The organism is Dellaglioa sp. CoH-57-MRSF-19 (assembly GCF_056781975.1).
In genome coordinates, this window is sequence record NZ_JBXAXW010000003.1 from 217,909 (window position 1) to 243,684 (window position 25,776).

23 protein-coding genes and 1 tRNA gene are annotated in these 25,776 nt (G+C 35.4%); 23 read left to right on the forward strand and 1 reads right to left on the reverse strand.

Annotated elements, in window-relative coordinates; all coding sequences use genetic code 11:
• The first annotated feature begins 180 nt into the window (after positions 1-180).
• The 22 genes from AC1RO3_RS04760 to AC1RO3_RS04865 all read left to right on the forward strand — a co-directional run bounded on the left by AC1RO3_RS04760 (position 181) and on the right by AC1RO3_RS04865 (position 23,862).
• Positions 181-2,679, forward strand: a complete 2,499-nt coding sequence (locus AC1RO3_RS04760; RefSeq protein WP_481761471.1) for a hypothetical protein — start codon at positions 181-183, stop codon at positions 2,677-2,679.
• A 490-nt stretch (positions 2,680-3,169) separates the two neighbouring features.
• On the forward strand, positions 3,170-5,743 hold the full coding sequence (locus tag AC1RO3_RS04765) for a hypothetical protein (protein WP_481761470.1): 2,574 nt from the start codon (positions 3,170-3,172) through the stop codon (positions 5,741-5,743).
• A 79-nt stretch (positions 5,744-5,822) separates the two neighbouring features.
• Positions 5,823-6,536: a WxL domain-containing protein gene (locus AC1RO3_RS04770; RefSeq protein ID WP_481761469.1), complete on the forward strand. Its 714-nt coding sequence runs from the start codon at positions 5,823-5,825 to the stop codon at positions 6,534-6,536.
• A gap of 27 nt (positions 6,537-6,563) precedes the next feature.
• Entirely contained in the window at positions 6,564-7,325 is a 762-nt protein-coding gene (locus tag AC1RO3_RS04775; protein WP_481761468.1) for a WxL domain-containing protein, read from the forward strand.
• A 51-nt stretch (positions 7,326-7,376) separates the two neighbouring features.
• On the forward strand, positions 7,377-8,126 hold the full coding sequence (locus tag AC1RO3_RS04780; RefSeq protein ID WP_481761467.1) for a WxL domain-containing protein: 750 nt from the start codon (positions 7,377-7,379) through the stop codon (positions 8,124-8,126).
• 57 nt (positions 8,127-8,183) lie between these two features.
• On the forward strand, positions 8,184-8,948 hold the full coding sequence (locus AC1RO3_RS04785) for a WxL domain-containing protein (RefSeq protein WP_481761466.1): 765 nt from the start codon (positions 8,184-8,186) through the stop codon (positions 8,946-8,948).
• Between the two features lie 39 nt (positions 8,949-8,987).
• The gene (locus AC1RO3_RS04790; protein WP_481761465.1) at positions 8,988-9,593 is read left to right on the forward strand and encodes a WxL domain-containing protein; all 606 of its coding nucleotides are present in this window, start codon (positions 8,988-8,990) and stop codon (positions 9,591-9,593) included.
• 32 nt (positions 9,594-9,625) lie between these two features.
• Entirely contained in the window at positions 9,626-10,411 is a 786-nt protein-coding gene (locus tag AC1RO3_RS04795; RefSeq protein ID WP_481762186.1) for a WxL domain-containing protein, read from the forward strand.
• Between the two features lie 31 nt (positions 10,412-10,442).
• On the forward strand, positions 10,443-11,531 hold the full coding sequence (locus AC1RO3_RS04800; protein WP_481761463.1) for a WxLIP family cell surface protein: 1,089 nt from the start codon (positions 10,443-10,445) through the stop codon (positions 11,529-11,531).
• 22 nt (positions 11,532-11,553) lie between these two features.
• A complete protein-coding gene (locus AC1RO3_RS04805; protein ID WP_481761462.1) occupies positions 11,554-11,880 on the forward strand; it encodes an LPXTG cell wall anchor domain-containing protein in 327 nt (108 codons plus the stop codon).
• Between the two features lie 273 nt (positions 11,881-12,153).
• Positions 12,154-13,362 (forward strand): Ig-like domain-containing protein, encoded by a 1,209-nt coding sequence (locus AC1RO3_RS04810; protein WP_481761461.1) that lies wholly within the window; start codon positions 12,154-12,156, stop codon positions 13,360-13,362.
• Between the two features lie 327 nt (positions 13,363-13,689).
• On the forward strand, positions 13,690-16,254 hold the full coding sequence (locus AC1RO3_RS04815) for a hypothetical protein (protein WP_481761460.1): 2,565 nt from the start codon (positions 13,690-13,692) through the stop codon (positions 16,252-16,254).
• Between the two features lie 86 nt (positions 16,255-16,340).
• The gene (locus AC1RO3_RS04820) at positions 16,341-17,057 is read left to right on the forward strand and encodes a WxL domain-containing protein (protein WP_481761459.1); all 717 of its coding nucleotides are present in this window, start codon (positions 16,341-16,343) and stop codon (positions 17,055-17,057) included.
• A gap of 25 nt (positions 17,058-17,082) precedes the next feature.
• Positions 17,083-17,844 carry a WxL domain-containing protein gene (locus AC1RO3_RS04825; RefSeq protein ID WP_481761458.1) on the forward strand — a complete coding sequence of 254 codons (762 nt, stop codon included), beginning with the start codon at positions 17,083-17,085 and terminating at the stop codon, positions 17,842-17,844.
• Between the two features lie 58 nt (positions 17,845-17,902).
• On the forward strand, positions 17,903-18,652 hold the full coding sequence (locus AC1RO3_RS04830; RefSeq protein ID WP_481761457.1) for a WxL domain-containing protein: 750 nt from the start codon (positions 17,903-17,905) through the stop codon (positions 18,650-18,652).
• A gap of 66 nt (positions 18,653-18,718) precedes the next feature.
• Positions 18,719-19,459, forward strand: coding sequence for a WxL domain-containing protein (locus tag AC1RO3_RS04835; RefSeq protein ID WP_481761456.1), 741 nt, complete (start codon positions 18,719-18,721; stop codon positions 19,457-19,459).
• Positions 19,460-19,489: 30 nt separating this feature from the next.
• Positions 19,490-20,077 (forward strand): WxL domain-containing protein, encoded by a 588-nt coding sequence (locus AC1RO3_RS04840; RefSeq protein ID WP_481761455.1) that lies wholly within the window; start codon positions 19,490-19,492, stop codon positions 20,075-20,077.
• Positions 20,078-20,103: 26 nt separating this feature from the next.
• On the forward strand, positions 20,104-20,871 hold the full coding sequence (locus AC1RO3_RS04845; protein ID WP_481761453.1) for a WxL domain-containing protein: 768 nt from the start codon (positions 20,104-20,106) through the stop codon (positions 20,869-20,871).
• A 31-nt stretch (positions 20,872-20,902) separates the two neighbouring features.
• The gene (locus tag AC1RO3_RS04850) at positions 20,903-21,994 is read left to right on the forward strand and encodes a WxLIP family cell surface protein (protein WP_481761452.1); all 1,092 of its coding nucleotides are present in this window, start codon (positions 20,903-20,905) and stop codon (positions 21,992-21,994) included.
• A 22-nt stretch (positions 21,995-22,016) separates the two neighbouring features.
• A complete protein-coding gene (locus AC1RO3_RS04855) occupies positions 22,017-22,388 on the forward strand; it encodes an LPXTG cell wall anchor domain-containing protein (RefSeq protein WP_481761451.1) in 372 nt (123 codons plus the stop codon).
• 314 nt (positions 22,389-22,702) lie between these two features.
• Complete coding sequence (locus AC1RO3_RS04860; RefSeq protein WP_481761450.1) at positions 22,703-23,008, forward strand: hypothetical protein; 306 nt, start codon at positions 22,703-22,705, stop codon at positions 23,006-23,008.
• A gap of 572 nt (positions 23,009-23,580) precedes the next feature.
• The gene (locus AC1RO3_RS04865; RefSeq protein ID WP_481762187.1) at positions 23,581-23,862 is read left to right on the forward strand and encodes a hypothetical protein; all 282 of its coding nucleotides are present in this window, start codon (positions 23,581-23,583) and stop codon (positions 23,860-23,862) included.
• Positions 23,863-24,155: 293 nt separating this feature from the next.
• Here the strand turns inward: AC1RO3_RS04865 and AC1RO3_RS04870 are convergent.
• A tRNA-Arg gene (locus AC1RO3_RS04870) sits at positions 24,156-24,227 on the reverse strand.
• A 67-nt stretch (positions 24,228-24,294) separates the two neighbouring features.
• On the opposite strand from AC1RO3_RS04870, the gene rpoN reads away from it, so the two are divergent.
• Positions 24,295-25,632: an RNA polymerase factor sigma-54 gene (rpoN, locus tag AC1RO3_RS04875; protein ID WP_481761448.1), complete on the forward strand. Its 1,338-nt coding sequence runs from the start codon at positions 24,295-24,297 to the stop codon at positions 25,630-25,632.
• The last annotated feature ends 144 nt before the right edge of the window (positions 25,633-25,776 follow it).

A 25,776-nucleotide genomic window follows, 5' to 3' on the forward strand; every position in this document is an offset into this window, starting at 1 on the left:
TGTGCACCATTGAAGATACAATATGTACATAATAATTGTAGATGTAGTATGTACATATTGTATCTTCACTTTACTAAAAGTTAATGGGAATTGTTAGAAAAATAGGGGATGACAATGACTTAACGATATGATAGTAAGACCAAATAAATAAGATAATTAAGCATTAGAGAGGGATAAAAGATGAGGAAACATAACAGTAGAACAAAAGAATGGATTTCAGCAACACTTATAACAAGTGCTGTTTTTGCAGGATTATTTGCTGGGGGGGCCAGTCACAGGGAACCTAGTGTATTTGCTCAAACTGATGAGAGCAGTATGTCAAGTGAGTCATCAGATAACGCCACAAGTGAATCAGGAAAAAAGGCGATATCAAGTGATTCTCTAAAAACTAAATCAATCACAATAAAAAAAAGTGAATCAAAAACAAAAGCTAAACCGTCAGCAAAAGCTAAACTAAGTACTAGAGCAGCTGGGTATGTTGGACCAGCAAATGATGTATTTCCTGATGATTACTGGGATACAACAAAAGATTATTCAGCGGAGTCAGCAACGGCATTTGTTTCACAGTCGGGTTCACAGAATAAACCTGGCGAACCTGTATTATATTTTGGAAATAATTATTTTCCTTTTCAAATGAATGAGTTATTAAATAATGATCCCGTCAGTGGTCTTAATAAGTCTGGTTGGGCCTACATGTTTGATACTGGAATAAATCCTGTTCCAAGGAAATCTTATGGAATTATTATTAATAATAGTGTCCCAGGTAATCGTGGATACGGGTTGGTATCATCCTTTTCATCAATTCCTTATACAATTGAATCTGCAGTTAAAGGTAAGGATATCACTGGATATCAACTTTTTAAAAATAAAACAGGTACTGGATTTAAGGCAATTATGTATGATACAAAGTATAAATTAAGTTATACATTTGAGGAAGTTTATGATGCTAGTGGCGGTGTTTATAGCTATTTTAGTATTACTAACAATGACACAACGGCTCGTGCAGTTGGAGCTATTGAGGGCGTCGATACATTCGTTGATGAGGATGCTGTTACCATTGAAAGCTTAGGCCCGGATGAAGGATTCAAAATGGTTGGGTCAGCACATAGTTTAAATTTCAAATTAAATGATCCAAGAAATAATACCAAATTAGGTGGATGGACGAATTACACAGGCGGAGATGAACCAAATGTTATGAATACTGGTTATTTAAATAATTATTTCAATGGTGGTGCACTTGGAACTGGAATGGAAAAATCACCACATAATAAAATTATTGCCGTTTCAAATATTAAGAATCCAGATAACCCATTTAAAGGCGATAGTGGGTTCATAATAAAAGCTAATCCGAAAACTTTGGAACCAGGAGGAACACTCGTAACGGGTTCTTATCAAACTTATAAGGAAGCTGTTGCACCTGTTGCAAGTGTAAAAGAACAAACGATTAATGCTTATGCAAGTCAAACTAATAGGCCTAAAGTTTTAGGAACGGTTTTAGATAAGGATGGCAGTAAAGGTTATATTCAAATTACCTATCCAGATGGGTCAACGTCAGGAACAACAGAGAATGTGTACGACACAGGTAAGGTAGATACTAGTGCTGATTATAGTGCAAACATTGACACTTCTAAATTAAAATTAGGTTCAAATAAGATAATAGTGACAGCTGTTGACGATAGTGAAGTAGAACAGTTAAAACCTGTTACGGTAACAGTCAATCTTTATAAATTAGGTGCAACTGCTATCCCACAAACAATCAAAGTTGGCGATACGGTTAAGACAGGCGAAACGGACTTAATTAAGAATTTAACAATTATTAATCAACCAACAGTTAATGCACATACCTTAAAAATGGATACAACAAATCCATCAGGTAAGCCACTTGATAATAAAACAGCAGGATTTTACATTCAAGATATGCTTTTAACAGATACTGCAGTTAAACCAAATGAAATCGCAAAAGTAGCTGTACCCGTTACCGTAACTGATAGTGATACTGCATTTGACAAAACTTCTGCTCTTTATGCCAAGGGATTTGAATTAAAAACAGCGGATATTCAAAACTTATCAACTGGTGATTTAGATACATTAATCTTGAATAATAGTAAAGCTAGAGGCTGGCTGATAGCGACGGGTGCCGAATCTAAAGTTAGTGTTAAGTCAACAGAACTTAAACCAACTTCAGGTGATGGTTTTTATAAAGCAGTTATCCAAAATTCTGATGGTCAAACAAAAGAAATTGTGATTACTGTCTCAGGTGGATTAAAAATTACATCAGCACCTACTGCAACTGACTATGGTTCTTCCAGTGGCGTGATATTACCTTACAGTGGAGAAAATTTTGATCTCCAACGTAGTGATTCTAGTACCAATAGCAGTGTGAATATTTCTAATGCAGGTAAACAAGCTTGGACATTAACTGCTCGACTTACAAAAGGTTTGACAGATAGTGCTAATGATAAGTTAACTGGTGTTTTGGAGTATGTAAATTCAGCTAATGGTGTACAAGATATAGAATCAAGTAGTGCAGAAGTTGGTTCAGGACAGTCTGAGGCAACTCAAGAAGTCCGTTGGGATAAGGATAAAGGAATTGTCGCTCAACTTAACGGAGGTAATACATCACTTAAAGCTGGAGCCTATACAGGGGAAATAACATGGACACTAGAGAATACACCTTAATGTTATAGTTTCTAATTTAATCTTAAATGATTTGAATATTTTTAGCAGTTTAATTATGAACTAAATAACAATCCCAAATAATAGTAAATCCATATCAATACTGCTAAGTATTGATATGGATTTTTTTAATAAAAATTAATGATAACTAAATTTTATTCGTATTTTAGTGGCTTAATAATTTTCGTTTTATGATGAGATAAAACTTATGAATAATTATTATTTGTTTAATTTTCAAATATTTTTAAAAAAATAAAAAATTTGATTTAACATCGTACACCATTGAAGATATAATATGTACATGTTAATCAAAGACAAAGCATGTACATGTTGAATTTTTAACTTTGCTAAAAGGTATATTTGATAAAAGTTAATAGAAATAGCTAGATAAATAGGGGATAGTAGTGAATTGGCAATATGTTAGTGAAATCAAATAGACTAAATTGATAAAATAATTAATAAGTTAAAAGCAAGGATTGGGGAGGGCTAAAAAATGAGAGAGTATAAAAACAGAAAAAAAGAATGGGTTTCGGCAACAATTATGACAAGTGCTGTTTTTGCAGGATTGTTAGCTGGGGGAGCTAGCCATAGAGAACCTAGTGTGTTTGCTAAAACCGATGAGAGCAGTATGTCAAGCGAATCATCAGATGAAACATCAAGTAAGTTAACGATTAAAGAATCAAGTGAATCAGAAAAAAAGGCGCTATCAAGTGAATCTGTAGAAACTAAATCAACAACTAAAAAAAGTGAATTAAAAATAAAAGCTAAATCATCAGAAAAAACTAAACGAAGTACTCGAGCTACCACTCGAGCAGCTGGATATGTTGGACCAAAAGATGAAATTCTACCTACTGTTAAATGGGAAACAAAAGATTACGCAGCTGATGTAGCAAAGACGTTTGTTTCACAATCGGGGAGATCTGATAAGCCTAATGAACCAGTTATGTACTTTGGAAATAGTATTGAACCTTTTCAGCCTAGTGAACTGACGAATAATAATGACGCAGATAGAGCAAGCAATAATAGTTCACCTAATTTACCATCTTGGTCATATACGTATACTACCGGAAAAAATCCGCGTCCATCGATTATACACGGGCTGATTATGGGCGACAAAATAGCTCGTGGTTATAATGTGAATGAAGCTTACCTAGACAACGGTATTTCTGGTATCGAGGGTGGACTTTTAGATGGGTCAATTACTGATTATCATCTTTATAAAAATAGTATGAACACGGGATTTAAAGCAACTATGTATGATAGTAAGTACAAAGTTAGTTATACTTTTGAATCAGTATATGGTAGGACTGGTGGTATTTACCGTTACTTTAGTATTACAAATAATAATTCAGATTCACAAAAAATAGGTGCCTTGGAAACAAATGATACTTTTGTAGATTCTGATAAAGTTCCTTTACAGAGTATTGGACCTAATGATGGCTTTAAAATGATTGGGGATAGTACTAGTCAGAAGCATGTTTTGGATGTGAGATTGAAAGATCCAGAGTCTAATGCTACTTTGGGTGGTTGGACAAATTATACGGGCGGTTCTCAAGATAAGATTCTAAACCCCGCTAATTTTAATAACTACTTTAAAGGGGGGGTAGCCGGGACAGGTATGGAAGGTTCAGCAGCAAACACTAATATTGGAATTGAAAATATTAGTAATCCAAGTAAAACAATTGGTGATGATAGTGCGTACATTATGAAAGCTAATCAAGTTGATTTAGCTCCAGGTGCAACACTTGTTAATGGGTCTTACCTTACTTATAAAGAGACAACACCTAGTACTCCTCCCGTTGCGACAGTTAAAAATACAATAATTAACGGTTACGCTGATCAAAAAGGTGTTGAGATTACAGGAGATGTTACTGATTCAGATGATACAAAAGGAAATATTGAAATCGGGTATCCAGATGGAACGTCAGAAAAGAATCCTTACGATACTATTACAGTGGATGTGAAGAATCCTACACCGTATTCTGTACCAGTTAATATGTCTAAACTAGGTCCAGGTAAAAATGAACTATTAGTTACGGCAGTTGATCCAGGTAATAACCGTCAAGAAAAACCAGTTACTATAACTGTTAACGTATTCAAATTAGGCGCAATTGCTATCCCACAAACAATCAAAGTTGGCGATACGGTTAAGACAGGCGAGACGGATTTGATTAAAGATTTGACAATTATTAATCAACCAACAGTTAATGCACATACACTAACTGTTGATGGGACAAATCCATCAGGTAAACCACTTGATAATAAAACAGTAGGATTTTACATCCAAGATATGCTTTTAACAGATATTGCAGTTAAACCAAATGAAATCGCAAAAGTAGCTGTACCAGTTACTGTAACTGATGATGACACTGCAACTGATAAAGTCTCTGCCCTTTATGCAAAAGGATTTGGCGTAAAGCAGGCAGATATTCAAAAATTAACAACTGATGAGTTGACTGCATTAATTCTAAAGACTAGTGAAGCTAAAGGATGGTTGTTAGCAACTGGTGCTGAATCTAAAGTAAGCGTTGATTCAACGACACTTAAACAAACTTCAACTGATGGTATTTATCAGGCAGTTATCAAAAATTCGGATGGTTTAAAAAAGACCATTAACATTGAAGTTACAGGTGGATTGAAAATTACAGAAGGACCTGGGGCAACTAATTACGGTTCTTTTTTAGGTGTTACGTTACCTTACAGCGGAGAAGACTTTAAAGTTCAACGTAGTGACCCTGATCCTCATGTTAATAGCGTACAAGTTTCTAACGCGGGTAAACAAGCTTGGACCTTAACAGCTCAACTTACAACACCGTTAACGGAGCATAACGATGCTAACGTTAAGTTAAATGGTGTATTGACATATATAGATGCATCTGGTCAATCGCAAGATATAGAATCAAACAGTGCAGAAGTTGGTTCAGGGCAATCTGAGGTAACTCAAGAAGTAAGTTGGGCAAACGACAAAGGAATTATCGTTCAACTTAATGGAAATAACCCTTTGCTTAAAGCAGGGGACTATACAGGGGAAATAACATGGACATTAGCGGATACGCCACATTCATAAACCTTGTTTAATTAATGTTAATCGTTAGCATATTGCTAATATTAAAAACTACCAAAATCTTACGAGGGGAGAAAATACGATGCTAAAAAGAAGTACAATTATGGGGATTCTTTTAGGAAGCATGGTACCTGTTGGTTTCGCCGTAACGCAAGTTTCAGCAAGCGATACAGTGGGCTATCAATCGCATGCGACTATTGAGTTAGTTGGAAGTACTGATGAAACACGACCTGTTAATCCAATTAATCCGACGGATCCGGTAAAACCAGTTAGACCTGTTAATCCGGGGACGCCAGGTCCGTTATCGATTGATTACGTTTCGAACTTACAATTCAGTCAACAAAAAATTTCTGGTAAAGATAGTGTTTATTATGCACAACTTGACCAGTTAGCTGATAAGAACGGTAAAGTCGGAGATTATCCAAACTATGTTCAGATAACGGATAACCGTGGGTCAAATGCAGGGTGGAAATTAACCGTTGCACAGACCAATCCATTTATGAATGGTAAAAATAAATTAGATGGAACGGTTATCACGTTGATGAATGGTGTTGTTAATGGTAGTAACCTGCATAGACCGACGGATAGTCAAGCAGCAATTAAGCCAGATGGTAAGGCAGTTACTGTGATGACAGCTAAGTTGGACAATGGTATGGGGACCTGGACGGATCGTTTTGGTAAAGATAATACAGCTGCTCAACAAAGTATTTCATTGTTTGTTCCAGCTGAGTCGAAAAAAGTAGCAGGGGCTTATAAGTCTGAACTAACATGGACTTTGACAGATGCTAAACTATAAAAAAAGAGATTAGGGGAAATATATATTATGAAAAAAACAAATAAATTATTATTCGCTGCATTACTTGGATTAGGTATTACAGGAACAGCTGTTACAACAGCTAACGCATCAGAAACAAAAGATTATGTATCACATGGTAACGTTGAATTGACTAAAAATGACGGAACAACAGACCCTGGTATTACTGATCCAACAGATCCAGGACATACTATCGATCCAACAGACCCAGTGAACCCAGGTACTGGTGGCCCATTAGCAATTGACTACGTTTCTAACTTTAACTTTGGTACACAAAAAGTAACAGGTAATGATACAACATATAACTCGGAATTAGTTGCAGCAACAACAGATAACCCAACAGCTGGAACTAAAAAAGACCTTGCAAACTTCTTACAAGTTTCAGATAACCGTGGTACAGTATCTGGCTGGAAACTTTCAGTTCAACAATCAAAAGCATTTACAAGTGAAACAACAAAATCAGTATTAGATGGCACAACAATTACGTTATCTAACCCTGAAGCAAATAATGCTGATAAAAATGGTACAAAACCAGCACCATCAATTTTAACAGATAACCTTGCAATTTCTTCTGCATCAGGTGATAAAGTTGTTATGCAAGCTAAAGATGGCGAAGGTTCTGGTACTTGGGTTGAAGCATTCGGTAATGCAACTAAAGACGCTGATAAAGCTAAAGCTTCTGTTAAATTAGCTATCCCTGGTGATAGCAAAAAAGTCGCAGAAAAATACACATCAGATTTAACATGGACACTTACAGACGCTAACTTATAAGAATTAATTCTATCAATAAAAAAAGGTTATTAATTAAAAGGGGAAATTAAAATGAAAACAACTAAAATCGTAACAAGCGCAATTATTTTATCAACATTAGGTTTAACTGCAGCACCAGCTGTACATGCCGCAGACCATACAGAAAATTACACATCATTAGGTAAGATTGGTTTTACAGAAAATGATGATAAAACACCACCCGTTAACCCAGTTGATCCAGATAAACCCGTTGATCCATTAGAACCAACTGTTCCTCCTGTTAGTCCTGGTACTGATGGACCATTATCAATTGATTACGTTTCTAACTTTGATTTTGGTGAAAACAAAATTTCTGGGGACGATACAACTTACTACGCTGCACCTGTCAAAGCAGTTAGTGGTGCTAAATATGCTACTTACTTACAAGTAACGGATAAACGTGGTACTAATGCTGGTTGGAAACTTTCAGTTAAACAAGAAAAACAATTTAATGATGGCTCAGCAGATTTAGATGGTGCAGTATTAAAAATGGGATCACAAAAATTAAATTCTAAAAATATGGATAGTGTAACTAATGCAACAACCCCAGCTATAGCCGATGCTACAATTACAGCAACACCTGGTAGCGCTGTTGAAGTCTTGAATGCAGCTAAGGGTCAAGGTATGGGTACTTGGACAGATTCATTTGGTGTATATGATGCAGATGCTACAAAGGATACAGCAATGAAGGCTGTTTCATTAGCCGTACCTGGTAATTCAGCTAAAGAAGCTAAACCATATACCACTGATTTAACATGGACAATTACTGACGCAGGGATGTAAACCTGTATCAACTAGGTTATTAAAAAATAGAGGGAATCAATAAAAGGGGAAATTAAAATGAAAACAACAAAAATCGTTGCAAGTGCAATTGCGTTAACAACATTAGGTTTGACTGCAGCACCAGCTGTACATGCCGCAAATAATACACAAACATATAATGAAACAGGTAAAGTAGGTTTTGTCGCAGGAAGCACAAGCCCAACAAATCCCACAGATCCAATCGATCCAACAAATCCAATTACACCAGATCCAGATCCAGATCCAATCAAACCTGGTACAGATGGACCTTTATCGATTGATTACATCTCTAATCTTGATTTTGGTGCTGATCATAAGATTTCTGGTTCTACAGAAACTTACTATGCACAACCAATTTCAGCTACAGATAGTAAAGGTGATAAGGTTAAACGTGCTAATTACTTACAAGTAACTGATAACCGTGGTACAAATGGTGGTTGGAAACTTTCAGTAAATCAAGATGCCCAATTTAATGATGGGACTTCTGAGTTGGCTGGTGCGCAATTAAAAATGACCGGTCAAACATTTAATTCTTCAAATATTGGTGACACGACAACAATCCCAACTGCTTTAAATAGTGGTGTTATTACACCAACTGTTGGAAAAGATGTTGAAGTTGTAAGTGCTGCTAAGGGTCAAGGTATGGGTACTTGGACTGATTCATTTGGCACATATGTCGATGGAACAGATACAGATGCTTCAATGAAAGCAATCTCATTAGAAGTACCTGGTAAAACAGCTAAATCAATTGGAACAAGTTACAAAACTAACTTAACATGGACATTAACAGACGCAGGTCTATAAAAAGATTAGAAGTAAGTTAAACCAAAGGGGAAATTAATTATGAAAAAAGCAGCAATTGCAACATCAGCACTTTTAGCAGTTACGTTATTTTCAACATTAGCACCTGCAGCACATGCTGCCGATATTACAAAAGGCACAACAGGTGATGTTAACTTCGTAGCTAATCCAGCTACTGGGGCAGGCGAACTTAAGCTAATCAGTGCACCGAGTGTTGATTTTGGGGATCAAGAAATTAGTGGATCAACAAAAACTTATGAACAAACGTCTTTTGGCGCTAAACCAGAGGATGCTAATATCCAAGTTGATGATAACCGTGGCTCAAATGTCGGTTGGAATTTAACAGTTGCAAATACACAATTTGCCACGGCAACGGGTACGGCACTTGATGGTGCTAAGTTAACCTTAACAAATGGTTCAATTATTAATGGTAATGGGGCAAAGTTTGTGGCTAATCCTGCAGCAACTATGCTTTTAGATGGTTCATCTAAAGCTGTTCCAGCAGTAGATGCAGCTAAAGATAAAGGTATGGGGCCTAACACATTACCTGTTACTAAAGCAACTTTAGAAGTACCTGGTGCAACAAGTAAATTAAATGAAAAATATACATCAACAATTACATGGACATTAAAAGACGCAGCATTATAAAATGCAGAAAGGGATAGGTTAAAACAATGAGCTTGAAAAAAAATATACGACTAGCAGTAGCCATTGTCCCCCTCCTTGCATTTTCGATGATGGTAAATTCAGTAGCCGATGCAGCAGTTGCAACTGATGGAAAAACTGCGATATCATCAGCTAACTTAACATTACTTGAAAAGTCTGGTCCTGTTGATCCGTTAGATCCATCAAAACCAGTGCACCCACTCAATCAAGTTACGCCAACAACTGGAGACTTAAGAATAGATTATATTTCTAGTTTTCATTTTGGGGCACAGGATATCTCGGGGAGTAATAAAACCTACTATGCAACTTTTGATAAAGTAGCTGACATGACTAACCGTCGTGACTCAAGTGGAGTGTGGGACACACAAAACCTAACAGATAAAGATTATTATAATGTACCTAATTACGCCCAGGTCACAAATAATACAACGGGTAATTGGTCATTAGGTGTTAGTAACACTGTTTTTAAAAGTCCTAGCGGGAACGTGCTTAAAGGTGCTGTACTAAATATTAAGAATATCGAAGCACATAGTGAAAATCCAGGTTTAGGGCTAAGCGGGGACTTACCAGGTAACGTTAAACTTACAGGAACTGGTGGTACTCCTGTTTCGGTTGTTAGTACGACAGATGGTAATAGTGATAATCCGTTCGGTACTTGGACACTTGCTATGGGTACTGATAAAGCGGGAACTAACTCTACAGGAAACGATGCAGTGTCGTTATTTGTTCCTGGTACCACTGTGAAAACAAAAGAAGCTTATACATCAACGTTGAAATGGACATTGATAGCGGCTCCATAAAGCTAATTTGAAAAGAAAGAGGATTTTTACATTGAATAAAAAATTTTTTGGAATCATAATGGCGTTTGTGGCAGGATTGGTTTTATTTAGTGGACAAGTTCAAAAAGCGAACGCTGCTGAAATGAACTTTGCCGTTACTGCAAATCTTCCAAGTAATCAAGTTGATAAGCGCCAAACCTATTTTAATTTAAAAATGAAGCCTAATCAGAAACAAGATGTTACTGTCACATTGAAAAATTCGACTAATAAAGCAGTTGTCGTAATGGCTGAGGCAAATACAGCTGTAACCAACGATAACGGTGTGGTTGAATATAGTCATGTGAAACCAAAACTTGATAAAACAATGGTAAATCCTCTATCTTCAATTGTTAAGTCGGATAAAGAAGTGACAATTCCAGCCAAGAAAAGTGTTGTGCATACGTTCCATATCACAATGCCCGCTAAGAAATTTAATGGCGAAATCGATGGTGGATTATACTTCTATGAAAAGATCGACAAAGATAGTGAAAAAAAATCAAAGAGTAACGTTCAAATTAAAAACCGTTATGCATTTGTGATTGGGACAACGTTAACTGAAACAGATGATGTTGTTAAACCTGATATGAAATTACTTAAAATTGAACCAGGTTCAGTTAATTTCCGTAATACATTGAAGGTAAATTTACAAAACCCAACAACAACACCTATTCGTAATTTAAAGGTAGCCGGAAAAGTCTATTCAAGAAATGGGGATGAAGCCTTACATGCTTCAACCACTTCGAATATGACAATGGCTCCCAATACGAATTTTAATTATGGTATTTTTTGGGACAACCAACCCTTTAAACCTGGTAAGTACCGTCTAGAAATGACGGCAACTTCTGGTGTGAATAAGTGGAAATGGACTGAAAACTTCACAATTGATGGCGCAACGGCAGATAAATTGAACGAAAAGGCAGTTGACTTAGAAAAAGATTATACAATGTGGTATATTCTTGCAGGAATCTTCTTACTTCTACTTGTATTATTGATTATTTGGTTCTTAGTTCGTCGTAATAAAAAAGATAAAGAAGAAGCTGTCGCAGAAGCAAAACGACAAATTTTATCAGAATTACAAACTGGTGAAAAAGAAGATAAGTAGTCGAAATGGGTGAGGTATGGTTATGGGGAAAAAAATAACGAGTACTTTAGTAATTGGTCTTTTGGGGTTATCTTTTAGTTTAGGTGCATTCGGTAATACCGCAGAAGCGGCTAGTTATACAAGTGAAATGGGAATTGAATTTGTAGGTAAAATGCCAACAACTTCTCAGGTGACACCAGATCCAGACGGGAGAACACCTGTCTCAAAGAATGTTGCATCGAATCAAAACAGATTACCTCAAACCGGTGAAATAAAAGGATCAGGATTATCAATGATAGGATTTATTCTTTTATCAACCGCAGGATTAATTGGATGGGTTAAATATAACGATTCAAAGCAATCAAAATAAAGAATAGTTAAAATTAAAGTAGGCTACCTTCGTATTTATATGAAGATAGCTTATTTTTTTTGCTTATTATCTAAGTCCAATTTAGTTAAAATTAAAAATATACTAGTGGTTAAATTTGCAAAAGAAAGCGTTAACATGATAAGCTGTGTTTAAGGTATTAATAAAAAAATAAATATAAATATAAGGAGGTATTAGTAATGCTCTAACTAATTTTTTTATGGAGGGCCTGTATCAAATAATTGTTTATAAACCAAAATAGAGGAGATGAATAAAATGAACAAAGTAGAAATGAGTCAGACAAAGAAGAATGTGATTAAAACGGTAGCGGTGGTTGGATTATTGAATTCAGTAATGATTTTAGGGGTAGCTAATAATTCCGTAGATGCTAGTAACCATGAAAAGCAGGTGGCGACAGCTAAAGTAGGTACGAAAGAATTAGGTGTTATTACAAGAGGCTCAATGAAAGTATCTGGAACGGGTGCAAGTGGTCTACACTTACAAGGTAATAATACAGTGACAACAGGTACATTAGATTTTGATTATGAAGGAAAGTCGATTATTTCGGCAGGAATTAATGAATCGACAGACTATGTCTTGTCAGTTCCTTCAGAGTTAGTTCCACTTTTTAACCATGATTCGTTCAATAATTATATAACAGGAAATTTCCAATTTAATAACGGAAGTAAATATACGTATAATAAAAATGATATCCGAGTTGAGGATAATGGTAAAACATTACGAATCAAAAATCCATCTCATTCTTGGATTGCATTTGCCGACTTCAAAGTTCATTTATCTCTTGATATTGGGCAAATGGTAACAGATACAGGTATCAGAGTAGCGGACGCAGAAAATAACTCAAGTTATATATTTAATAGTGGTTTAGTAAAAAATGGTGCGCCAATTGATTGGGACGTGTTGGGTTCATATAATGCTTCTGACACGTTGCCAACATATCACCTAGACCCGGGTTGGGCACTTTTGAAAGAAATTCCAACCGTTGAAACAATTTTTGATACAGATACAACGGTATCAGGTCGTGGTGTTCCAGGTGCTAAAATTGAAGTTAAAGTTGGCGATAAAGTTATAGGGACAGGTATCGTTGATGAAAATGGACTTTACGAAGTTACTATTCCTAAACAACATGAAGATACAACAGTTAGTGTTCGTCAGAATACAGGTGTTGGTTGGAGTGATGTGAAAACTACGGTAGTTAAGCATAAAGATGTTACGATTGCTAAACCAACTGTTGATTCTTATTATCAAAGTGATAAATATTTAACAGGTACTGGAGAAACAGCTGGAAATACAATTATTATTGCTGATGCAAGCGGTAATGAAATTGCTAGAACAGTCGTACAGTCAGATCTTAGTTTCTCTGTACAAATTCCAGAACAAGGAGCCTATACACTTCTTTATATAACTGAAACAAATGGGACAGAAATAAGTCTTGCAACGGTAGTTCCAGTTCGTGAAGGGTAACCAAAATAAACTGTAAATTGGCAAAAGTAATTCATCATTTTTTTTGATGAATTACTTTTGTATTAAAACAAAATCGATAAAGCGGTTACTTCATAAATTAGATAAATATTTTTTAATTAAAAAAATATGTTTACATTTAAATAGATTATAGGTAAACTGGCTATGTCGCAGTAACCAGATAATAAGTTTGCGATTAGGTTACAGCTAAGTTAACGAATAAATCTATTAGGAGGGACTAGGGGGTCACAACTAATCAGCTAGACTAATGAGTTAAATATAGTAATGTTAGGTATAAATAGGCAGCAACTATAGGGGGAGGACTAAACAATGAAAGGGCATAACAGTAATAAAAAAGAACGAATCTCAGCAACGTTAATGACGGGAATTATCTTAGCAGGAGTGATGACAGGTAGCATTGTTAACGTGGTTAACAATGAGGGCCCAGGAACTTCTGTCCAAGCTAAAGAGCTAGATGAAACCGTTAAACCTCAAACAGCATCTTCTGAAAAAACAACCGAAAAAAGTACATCGATAAAAGCAACAAAAGAAGAAATAACAAGCGAAGTAGCAACTAAAGAAGAAGTAACGAAAGCACCAACAAAAAAAGTAGCAACGACTAAAAAAAGTGAGACAGCAGTACCAGCTGCTGGTTATGTTGGTCCATCACAAGGGGCCATTAATACTCAGTGGAGTACTACCGATGTGGCATCAAATTCTAAAAATGAGTATGTGTCACTTACAGGAGGCGGGAAGTTAGTAAATGGTGTTCCAACAAACAACGCGGGAAAAGCAGATGATACAGCGACTCCTGTTTTATATTTTGGTAATGCAGCATTTAATTTCCAACCAAGTGCGCTGACAAATAACGATTCTTACAGTGAACAGGGTAATGCATCTAGTTGGGCATTTACGAAGGTTGGTGCCAGTGGAAGAAATCCTAATCCAAGAAAGTCTTATGGAATTATCATTAATAATGCTATTCCAAAAGATCGTGGATATGGGTATGCAGCAGAAAGTAACACGACGCCTAATACAATTGAAAGTGCTGTAAAACTTGGACCAATTACAGATTACCATCTTTATAAAAATAATGATGGTACTGGATTCAAAGCTACAATGTACGATGTAACATATAAGGTGAGCTATACATTTGAAGAAATGTATGATGCAGCAGGTGGTATATATAGTTATTTCAGTATCACAAATAATGATACTGCAACTCGAGCTATTGGTGCAGCTCAGGGGGTCGATACTTTGGTTGATAAGGATGACGTCCCTGTAAAAAGTTTGGGACCTAACAATGGATTTAAAATGGTAAGTGATAAACATACCTTGAATTACAGATTGAAGGATCCCGGTAATAATACTAGCTTGGGTGGTTGGACTAATTATTCAGCTGGGAAAGCTACCGGTACTGGTATATTAGATATATCAAATATAAGTAGTTATTTCAAAGGTGGAGCTGTAGGAACTGGAATGGAGACATCAGTGCTTGATAAAATTATAGCTATCAACGACATTAGTCAGCCAGATACTCCGTTTAAGGGAGATAGTGCTTTTGTAATAAAAGCTAATCCTAAAACGTTAGCCCCAGGAGAAACATTAACGACAGGTTCTTACTTAACTTATAAAGAAACGACACCAAGTATTCCACCTGTTGCAACTGTAACACCATCAACAATTAATGCTTATGCGGATCAAACAGATTCATTTAAAATTGTAGGTAAAGTTTCAGATGAAGATAGTACAAAGGGATACATTCAAATTAAGTATCCAGATGGGTCAATATCATCGCCAGCAGAGAATACTTATGAAACAACAAAAGATGGTGTCGATTATTCTGCAAAGATTGACCCTACAAAATTAAAAGTAGGTGCAAATAAAGTTATAGTAACTGCGATTGATGCTGGAGGTACCGAACAATTAAAACCAGTTACCGTAACTGTCAACTTATTCAAGTTGGGTGCAACTGCTATTCCACAAAAAATTGATGTTGGCGGAACCGTTACAATAGATGAAACAAAATTAATCAAAGATTTAACAATTATGAATACTAATAAACATACATTAGAAATTGATCCTACAAATCCATCAAATAAACCACTTGATAACACAAAAGTTGGTTTCTATATACAAGATATGATTTTGACGGATACGGATGTGACACCTAATGAAACTGCTAAAGTTGCCGTTCCTGTCAATGTAATAGATGGTGATACCGTCGTTGATGGTGATTCTGTAGTTTACGCTAAGGATTTTAGTACGGACAGTAAATCTATCTCGGGATTAACAGAGACTAAATTAAATGAGTTCATATTAACAGAGAGTTCGGCTAAAGGTTGGATACTATCAACTGGTGCTGATTCTAAAGTTACAGTTAAATCAACGACACTTACACCAACTTCTAGTGCTGGTGACTATGAAGCAGTTATTGTAAATGCTCAGGGTGTTGAAAAAACGATTAAGATCACAGTTGCAGGTGGTGGTTTAGCAATTACTGCAGCCTCTGATGAAATGACTTTTGGTTCAAAAGATGGGGTAATGTTGCCTTACAGTGGAGAAAATTTCAATCTTCAACGTACTGCTGAAAATACTGTATCAATTTCTAATCTAGGCAAAACAGCTTGGACATTGAAGGCTAGCGTTTCAAAACCTTTAACAGATGGATCTAACACATTGAAAGGTGTTTTGAAATATATAGATGCAACTGGAACTGCACAAGATTTAGATACTGGTAGTACAGAGGTTGGTTCAGGTCAGACAGAAGAAACTAAAGATGTCACTTGGGCAGCCGATAAAGGTGTTGTTGCTGAACTTAATGGAAGCAACATGTCACTTAAAGCAGGTAAGTATGCAGGGGAAATAACATGGACACTAACGGATGCGCCTTAATCCTAATCCTTGCTTAATTAACGTTAATCATTAGCATTTTGCTAATATTATAAAAACATCAAAATCTGACGAGGGGAGTAGATACGATGATAAAAAGAAAGTTAATTTTGGGAGTTCTTTTAGGTAGTATGGTACCGGCTGGTTTTACCGTAACGCAAGCTTTGGCAAGCGAAACAGTGAATTATCAGTCGCATGCAACTATTGAATTCGTGAAAAATACTGACGGTACACCGCCAGTTGATCCAACAAATCCAACTGATCCGTTAAAACCGGTTAAACCAGTTAATCCTGGAACAGATGGACCATTATCAATTGATTACGTTTCGAACTTACAATTTAGTCAACAACAAATTTCTGGTAAAGACAGTGTTTATTATGCACAACTTGACCAGTTAGTTGATAAAAACGGTAAGGTTGGGGAATATCCAAACTATGTTCAAGTAACGGATAATCGTGGTTCAAACGCAGGCTGGAAACTAACTGTTGCACAGACCAATCCATTTATGAATGGTAAAAATAAATTAGATGGAACGATTATTACGTTAATGAATGGAACAACTAACGGAAGTAGTAATATGAGTCAGCCGACAGCTAGTCAAGCAGCCATCAATCCAGATGGCAAAGCAGTTACTGTGATGACAGCCAAGGTCGACAAAGGTATGGGAACATGGACAGACCGTTTTGGTAAAGATAATACAGCTGCCAAACAAAGTGTGTCATTACTTGTTCCAGCTGAATCAAACAAAGTAGCAGGGGCTTATAAGTCTGAATTAACATGGACTTTGACAGATGCTAACTTATAAAAAAGGTTATATAAAGGGGAAATAAATGATGAAAAATTCAAGTAAATTATTATTAAGTACATTATTAGGCGTAGGTGTGACAGGTGCCATTATGACAACTGCTCATGCATCTGAAACACAAACATATACATCACACGGTAAAATTGAATTGACTAAAAATGATGGTACAACAGATCCTGGTATTACGGATCCAACAGATCCTGGACATACTATTGATCCAACAGATCCTACAAACCCAACAGATCCAGGTACTGGTGGCCCATTATCAATCGATTATGTTTCTAACTTTAACTTTGGTGCTCAAAAGATGTCAGGTAACAACGAAACATATGACTCTCAATTAGTGACAGTTAAAGATGCATCCGGAGCTGATAAAGATCTTGCAAACTTCCTACAAGTTTCAGATAACCGTGGAACAGTAGCAGGTTGGAAACTTACTGTTCAACAAGCAAAAGCATTTACAAGTGAAACAACAAAATCAGAATTAGATGGGACAACAATTACGTTATCTAATCCTGAAGCAACTAATGCTGATAATAACGCATCAAAACCAAAACCAACATTAACAAATAGCGTTGACATTTCAGCTACATCAGGGGACAAAGTTGTTATGCAAGCAAAAGATGGCGCAGGTTCTGGTACATGGTCTGAATCCTTTGGTAACGCAACAACAGATGCTGCTAAAGCCAAAGCTTCTGTTAAATTAGCTATCCCTGGTGATAGTAAAAAAGTTGCAGAAAAATACACATCAGATATTACATGGACACTTACAGACGCTAACTTATAAAATCTAAATTAGTCAATAAAAAATAAAAATGGTTATTAATTAAAAGGGGAAATAAATTATGAAAACAACTAAAATCGTTACAAGCGCAATTATTTTATCAACATTAGGTTTAGCTGCAGCACCTGCAGTACATGCTGCAGATTATACATCAACAGGTAAGGTTGGATTTATGGAAAATACAGATCCAACAACACCCGTTGATCCAACGGATCCAACAGGCCCAGTAGGCCCAACGGATCCAACAGACCCAGATAATCCTCAACCAGGAACACCTGGCCCATTATCAATTGATTACGTTTCTAACTTTGATTTTGGTTCAAAAAATAAGGTTTCTGGAGACGATACAACTTACTACGCTGCACCTGTTAAATTAGCTGATAAAGATGGTAAAGAAGTTACAAGAGCTAACTACCTACAAGTAACAGATAAACGTGGATCAAATAAAGGCTGGAAATTGTCAGTTAAACAAGTAAAACAATTTAACGATAGTAAGACTGATTTAGATGGCGCACAGCTAAGTATGGGAACACAAACTTTAAATTCTAAAAATATTGGCGGAACAACAGATCCAGCTATAGCTAAAGCTACAATTACAACATCAATTGGTGCTGACGTTGCTGTCTTAGATGCTGGTAAGGATCAAGGTATGGGGACTTGGACAGATTCATTTGGTGTCTACGATGCTGATGCTACAAAAGATACAGCAAGTAAAGCTGTCTCATTGAAAGTACCTGGTAATTCAGCTAAAACGGTCGGTTCATCATATACAACAGATTTAACATGGACATTAACAGACGCTGGTTTATAAAATTAAGTCATATCACTTTCTAATAGGCTACAAAAAAATAGGGAATTAAAAAAAGGGGAAATTAAAATGAAAACAACTAAAATCGTAACAAGCGCAATCGTATTAACAACATTAGGTTTAATTGCAGCACCAGCTGTAAATGCAGCAACAGTAGGATCACTTCCAACAAAAGGTAGCGTTGGTTTTACAGATAATACAGATCCAACAGGTCCAGTTGATCCAACAGATCCAACAGATCCAGTTGACCCAACAGACCCTCCAATTAACCCAGGAACAAATGGTCCATTATCATTAGATTATGTTTCAAACTTTGATTTTGGTTCAAAAAATAAAGTTTCTGGTAGTGATACAACTTACTACGCAGCTCCTGTTGAAATAACAGATTCTAAAGGAACAGCAAAAGAAGTAGCTAACTACTTACAAGTAACAGATAACCGTGGATCAAATGCTGGTTGGACAGTTAATGTTAAGCAAGAAGGCGCATTTACTGACGGTACAAAAGAATTAACTGGTGCTCAATTGAGTATGAAAGATCAAACATTTAATTCAACAAATATGGATGCGACAACAACACCATCAATAATTGGTGATAAAGATAATAATAGTGTCGTTGCTCCTACAGTTGGTAGCGATGTTAAGGTTGTTACTGCTACAGACGGTCAAGGAATGGGAACATGGACTGATTCATTTGGTAAAGATGCTAAAGCTAAAGCCGTTTCATTAACAGTACCTGGTAAAACAGCTAAAAATCTTGGAACAATATATACAACAGATTTAACATGGACATTAACAGACGCAAACTTATAAAAATTGGGTTAACAAAAGGGGAAATAAATTATGAAGAAAACAGCAATTGCAACAGCAGCACTTTTAACCGTTACTTTGTTTTCAACAGTAGCACCAGCAGTACATGCTGCTGATGTAACATTACCTTCATCAGGTGATGTCAACTTTGTAGCTGATCCTGCTACTGGAGCTGGAGAAATTAAATTGACAAAGGCACCAAGTGTTGATTTTGGAGATCAAAAAATTAGTGGATCAGATGCAAAATATGATGCAGCTACTATTACAGATTCTATCGTTGTTGATGACAACCGTGGTTCAAATGAAGGTTGGAAATTAACAGTTGCCAACACACAGTTTACCGGCTCAAAAGAATTAGCTGGGGCTAAGTTAACATTGACGCCTGGAACTGTTTCTAATAATAATGGGGCAAGTTATAATGCTACCCAACCAACAGCGGATATGGTTTTAGACGGATCTAGTCAAAGTGTTGCAGTAGTAGATGCAGCTAAAGACATGGGTATGGGTACTAACACGTTACCTGTTACTAAGGCAACCTTAGACGTACCTGGTGCATCAACTAAATTAAAAGAAAAATATACATCAGTAATTACATGGACGTTAAACGACGCACCATTATAGGATGCAGAAAGGGATAGGTTAAAACAATGAGCTTGAAAAAAAACTTACGACTAGTAGTAGCCATTGTCCCCCTCCTTGCAATTTCAATAATGGGAAATTCAGTGGCTGATGCAGCAGTAGCGCCTGATGGAAAAACTGCAACCACAGCGGCTAACTTAACATTACTTGCAAAGTCTGGTCCAGTTGATCCATTAGATCCGACAAAACCAGTACAACCAATTAATCCAGTTACGCCAACTACTGGTGACCTGAGGATAGATTATATTTCTGATTTACATTTTGGTACTCAGAAAATTTCAGGAAATAAAAAATCTTATTATGCTGCTTTTGATAAAGTAGCTGATTTAACAGGACATCGTGATGAAGCTACAGGTGAGTGGGTTATAGATAAGCTCACGGATGCAGATTATAGGGATGTACCTAATTACGTTCAGGTTACAAATAATACGACAGGAAACTGGTCGTTGACGGTTAGTAACACATCATTTAAAAGTGGTGCTAATGAACTTAAGGGTACTGTGCTTACAATAAAAAATGTAGCATCGAAAACAGATAACGGAGATCCTGATGCCGGTTTATTTACCGATAGTATATTATTAAAAGGTGACGGTGCATCATATCAAGTAGTAGATCCAACTGCCAATACTAATCCCACAGGGACCTGGACAATAGCAATGGGTGATGCAACAACAGGTAATAAATCAGCGAGATTGGATGTGCCTGGCCCGGCTGAAAAAGTAGCTGGTGAAACATATACGTCGACATTAAACTGGACATTGACGGCGGCTCCATAAAGTTAATTTGAGAAGAAAGAGGATTTTTACATTGAATAAAAAATTTTTTGGAATCATTATGGCGTTTGTGGCAGGATTAGTTATATTTAGTGGACAAGTTCAAAAAGCGAATGCTGCTGAAATGAACTTTGCTGTTACTGCAAATATTCCAAACAACCAAATTGATAAGCGCCAAACGTATTTTAATTTAAAAATGAAACCGAACCAAAAGCAAGACATTACTGTCACATTAAAAAATTCGACTAACAAAGATGTTACTGTAATGGCTGAAGCAAATACAGCGATTACAAATGATAACGGAGTGGTTGAATACAGTCACGTGAAACCAAAACTTGATAAAACAATGGTAAACCCTCTATCTTCAATCATTAAGTCAGATAAAGAAGTGACAGTACCGGCTAAGAAAAGCATTGAGCATACATTCCATATCACAATGCCCGCTAAGAAATTCAATGGCGAAATTGACGGTGGCTTGTACTTCTATGAAAAAATTAACAAAGATAGTGAAAAAAAATCAAAGAGTAACGTTCAAATTAAAAACCGTTATGCCTTTGTTATTGGGACAACGTTAACTGAAACTGACGATGTTGTTAAGCCTGATATGAAATTACTTAAGATTGAGCCCGGATCAGTTAATTTCCGTAATACATTGAAGGTAAACTTACAAGATCCAACAACAACACCAATCCGTAACCTGAAAGTTGATGGAAAAGTCTATTCAAGAAATGGTGATAAAGCACTACATGCTTCAACCACTTCGAATATGACAATGGCTCCAAATACAAACTTTAATTATGGCATTTTCTGGGATAACCAACCCTTTAAGCCTGGTAAGTACCGTTTAGAAATGACGGCGACTTCTGGGGTACATAAGTGGAAATGGACAGAATATTTCACAATTGATGGCGCAACGGCAGATAAATTGAACGAAAAAGCGGTTGACTTAGAAAAAGATTACACAATGTGGTATATCCTTGCAGGAATCTTCTTGCTATTACTTCTATTGTTGCTCATCTGGTTCTTAGTTCGTCGTCGTAACAAAAAAGATAAAGAAGAAGCTGTCGCAGAAGCAAAACGACAAATTCTAGAAGAATTACAAACTGATAAAAAAGAAGATAAGTAGTCAAAATAGACGAGGTATGGTTATGAGAAAAAAACTAATGAGTGTTTTAATAATTAGTCTTTTGGGGTTATCTTTTAGTTTAGGTGCATTCGGTAATACTGCAGAAGCGGCTAGTTATACTAGTGAGGTTGGAATCGAATTCGTTGGTAAAATGCCAGAGAAAACGAAACCAACCACACCGACAACAAGACCAACAACAACGTCCCCCACGACGCCAACAACTTCACAGGTAACACCGGATGGGAAAACACCTGTCTTAAAAAATGCAGCAAAAGGTCAAACCAGTTTACCTCAGACTAGTGAAATGAAAGAATCAGGACTATCAATGATGGGCCTTGTTCTGTTGCTAGCTATGGGATTAGTTGGCTGGTTTAAAAGAAATTATGCAAAATAATTAAAATTTAATAGTTTAACTAAAAAGAGTTTTTCCTCGTAAAAATACGAGGAAAAACTCTTTTTTTATTGCGATATTTATTAAAGGTTCTATTACAACTGTTGTTGATAAATATATTACAGAGCCCTTAATTTAAGAGGTTGGGTTTTTGCTTAAATATTAAATTAGATTAACGTTATGGTTAAATCACTTTGAAGTAATGTTGAAATTATGATAGCATAAAAATGTTGTTAATGAAAAAATAGATTAAAGTAATAGCATTTAAGGGTAGTTTTATCCCACAGTATATTCACAAAATATTAAAAGGGGATAGTATGGGAAAAATATATATAGAAATATTAGCGACTATCGGGATACAAATAATACCCTTTATATTTATCATAGATGGATATATCCATAGAAATGGTATTGGCTTAAATAATGGTGATGGGTTACTTGTTTTAGGTGTTTTATTATTATTTGGAATGGGTATTATATATACTATTACGTATTTATTAGATGTAATGATTAAAAGGCATAATAAGTACTTAGTACCTAAATTTAAATACTTATTATTAATGTATTGGGTATTTCTAGATGTTATTATAGTAATTTATTTAAGTTTTAGAAATTTCTTTTAGAGTAGGAAAATCAAATTTTTCATCAACATTCGGGAAAAGGTAAATATGTTGAGGTATATAAAATAAAGGAATAGCCATATTATGCTGCGGGTTCATTTAACCCTATTTATATTCATAAAATAACATCATATTAAGGAGCTAAAAATGTTGAAACTTTTAAAAAATTCCAAAGTATTACATTCATTTTTTAATATTATATTTATTATAGAAACTTTTAGTTTATTTCTTGATACTGCATTTTCATTAGGCGGAATGGGAAGTCAACATATAGATCTATTCCTTTCAGTATCAAGTATAATCGTTCTTTTACAATTTTTTATGCTGATTGTCCAATTTAATTATTTCGATAAAATAATAATAGTAATCCTTTCAATGTTTAATATTGTATTAAACGCAATTATGTTGATCATTGAGATTAATAATGATTGTTATCTTCCTACATTAGAATCCTTCCTGGTAGCTATTTTGATTTCACTGTTCTTTATATGTAAATACTATAAATCAGGAGAAACTAAATGATTAGAAAAGTAATCAATTCAAAAATAATAGCAATCAGTTTAAATATAATATTAATGATTCTTGCAATTATAATGATTGTTCATGCTCTTTCAGGTAAATTCTATAGTGAAGATGTATTCATGTTATTAGTAGGGAACATTGAGATAATTATGATTTTATTACAGAATAAATTATGTAAATATCGTGGTATTATAATACTATCAATTTTTAATGTGATTTTAAATGTAACTCTATCAAATTTGGTTTATACAGACCCGTTAGTTTGGGCTTGTTACATTGGGTCAATTATTTCTATCTTCTTTATGATTAAATTCCCAAAAATGACTTCGTATTAAAATGGGTGATTACGGTAAAAAGAGCTAAACAGAAAATCCTATCTCTTAATTGAGGTAGGATTTATTTTTTATGAAACGTAATGGTAACGATTACAATCCAACTATATTAACGATTTTAATTTATTATTGATTGAACTAATTTTTTTCTACTATGTTGCTTATTATATTTTGTAGTGTGGTAAGAACGCCATGGCTATCTTAAGAAACATGATATATAATTAATGTAAGCGAAAACAAAAAACCTTATATCAACATATAAGGTTTTTCAAAAGAAAATATTTTAATTTTAACGATGCGCCATGAGGGAGTCGAACCCTCAGCTCAAGAACCGGAATCTTACGTGCTATCCATTACACCAACGGCGCAGTATAGTTAATAGTTTAGCTGAATTACGTAAAAAAAACAAGTAACGAAAGCGGAGGTTGAGAAATAATGGCTATTGAACAGAAATTTAAGCAACAACAAACGCAAATTCAAAAACTGGCAATGACACCAGAGCTCCAACAATCAATTAAAATGTTGCAATATAATATAGAAGATTTACAAGAATTTGTCACTGAAAAAATGATGGAAAACCCTTTGATTGAAGCTGTTGACGACAATCAGAGAATCCAAGCAGGGGAGTCTCGTTATAAAGTTAATCTAACAACAAATGGTGATACTGATTATATGAATTCAGTCAGTGATGATGAATCACAATCTTTATTGGATTATTTATTGGAACAAATTTATCTAACGATGCGTCAAACACCGCTTAGAAAGGTTGTTCTTTACTTAGTAGATTATATTGAACAGACGGGCTATTTTAATGCTAATTTGGATGATTTAGCAGAAGAATCAGGAATACCACCCATTATGTTATTAGATGCGTTAACCTTGATTCAACGCTTAGATCCGCCCGGTGTTGGTGCACGTAATTTACAAGAAAGTTTAATGTTACAGATTGATTCTGACGATTTAGCGCCTGAATTGGCATATACAGTCATAAAAGATGATTTTGATAACTTTGTCGATCGTAAATGGTCGGACATAGCAAAAAAATATCGTGTTAATCTTTCAGAAATTCAAGAAATATCAGATTTTGTTCGCACATTATCACCTAATCCAGGTGCAGGATTTGGGACAACTAGAATTGGTAAAATCTATCCAGATTTAGTTTTGAAAAAAAGTAATAATGAATTAACATTATTCAAAGTTCGCGGTGCACAGCCTGAAGTTGTTTTTCAACAAAAATATTTTGATGATATGTCAAAAGACCAAGATCCTGAAGTAATCAAATATTTAACTGAAAAGAAACGGGAATATGAATGGCTAGTTCATGGCTTGAAACAACGAGGCGATACCATTTTAAAAGTAGGACAATATATTTTGAAATATCAGGCTGACTTCTTCACTGATAAAACCAAACCAATTAAGCCATTACTTTTACGGGAAGTTGCAGCCGCTTTAGGTGTTCACGAATCAACAATTAGTCGAACCGTTAATGATAAGTACATTGAAACAGAATCTGGTGTTTATGAAATAAAATCATTCTTTGGACAAATCGCAAATAAGAACAAAAAGAATGCTGAAGAGCTATCTTCAAAAACGATTATGACAACTATGCAGACTTTGATTGAATCTGAAGATAAAACGAAACCTTTCTCTGATCAAAAAATAGTTTTACAATTAATGAAACAAAACATCGATATTTCGAGACGAACAGTTGCAAAATATCGTGAAAACCTGAACATTCCATCGTCATCAGCAAGAAAACGCTACAAGGATTAGGAACAATTATGACCTTATCTCATATATCAAACGTCAATTGCTGACATGGCAGATAGTCGTTTGAAGTGCTTGCAAAGTATGAAACAACCTGATATAATTTGTCTTGTAATAAAGGTATGAAGACACTTTGATTAATGCAGAATG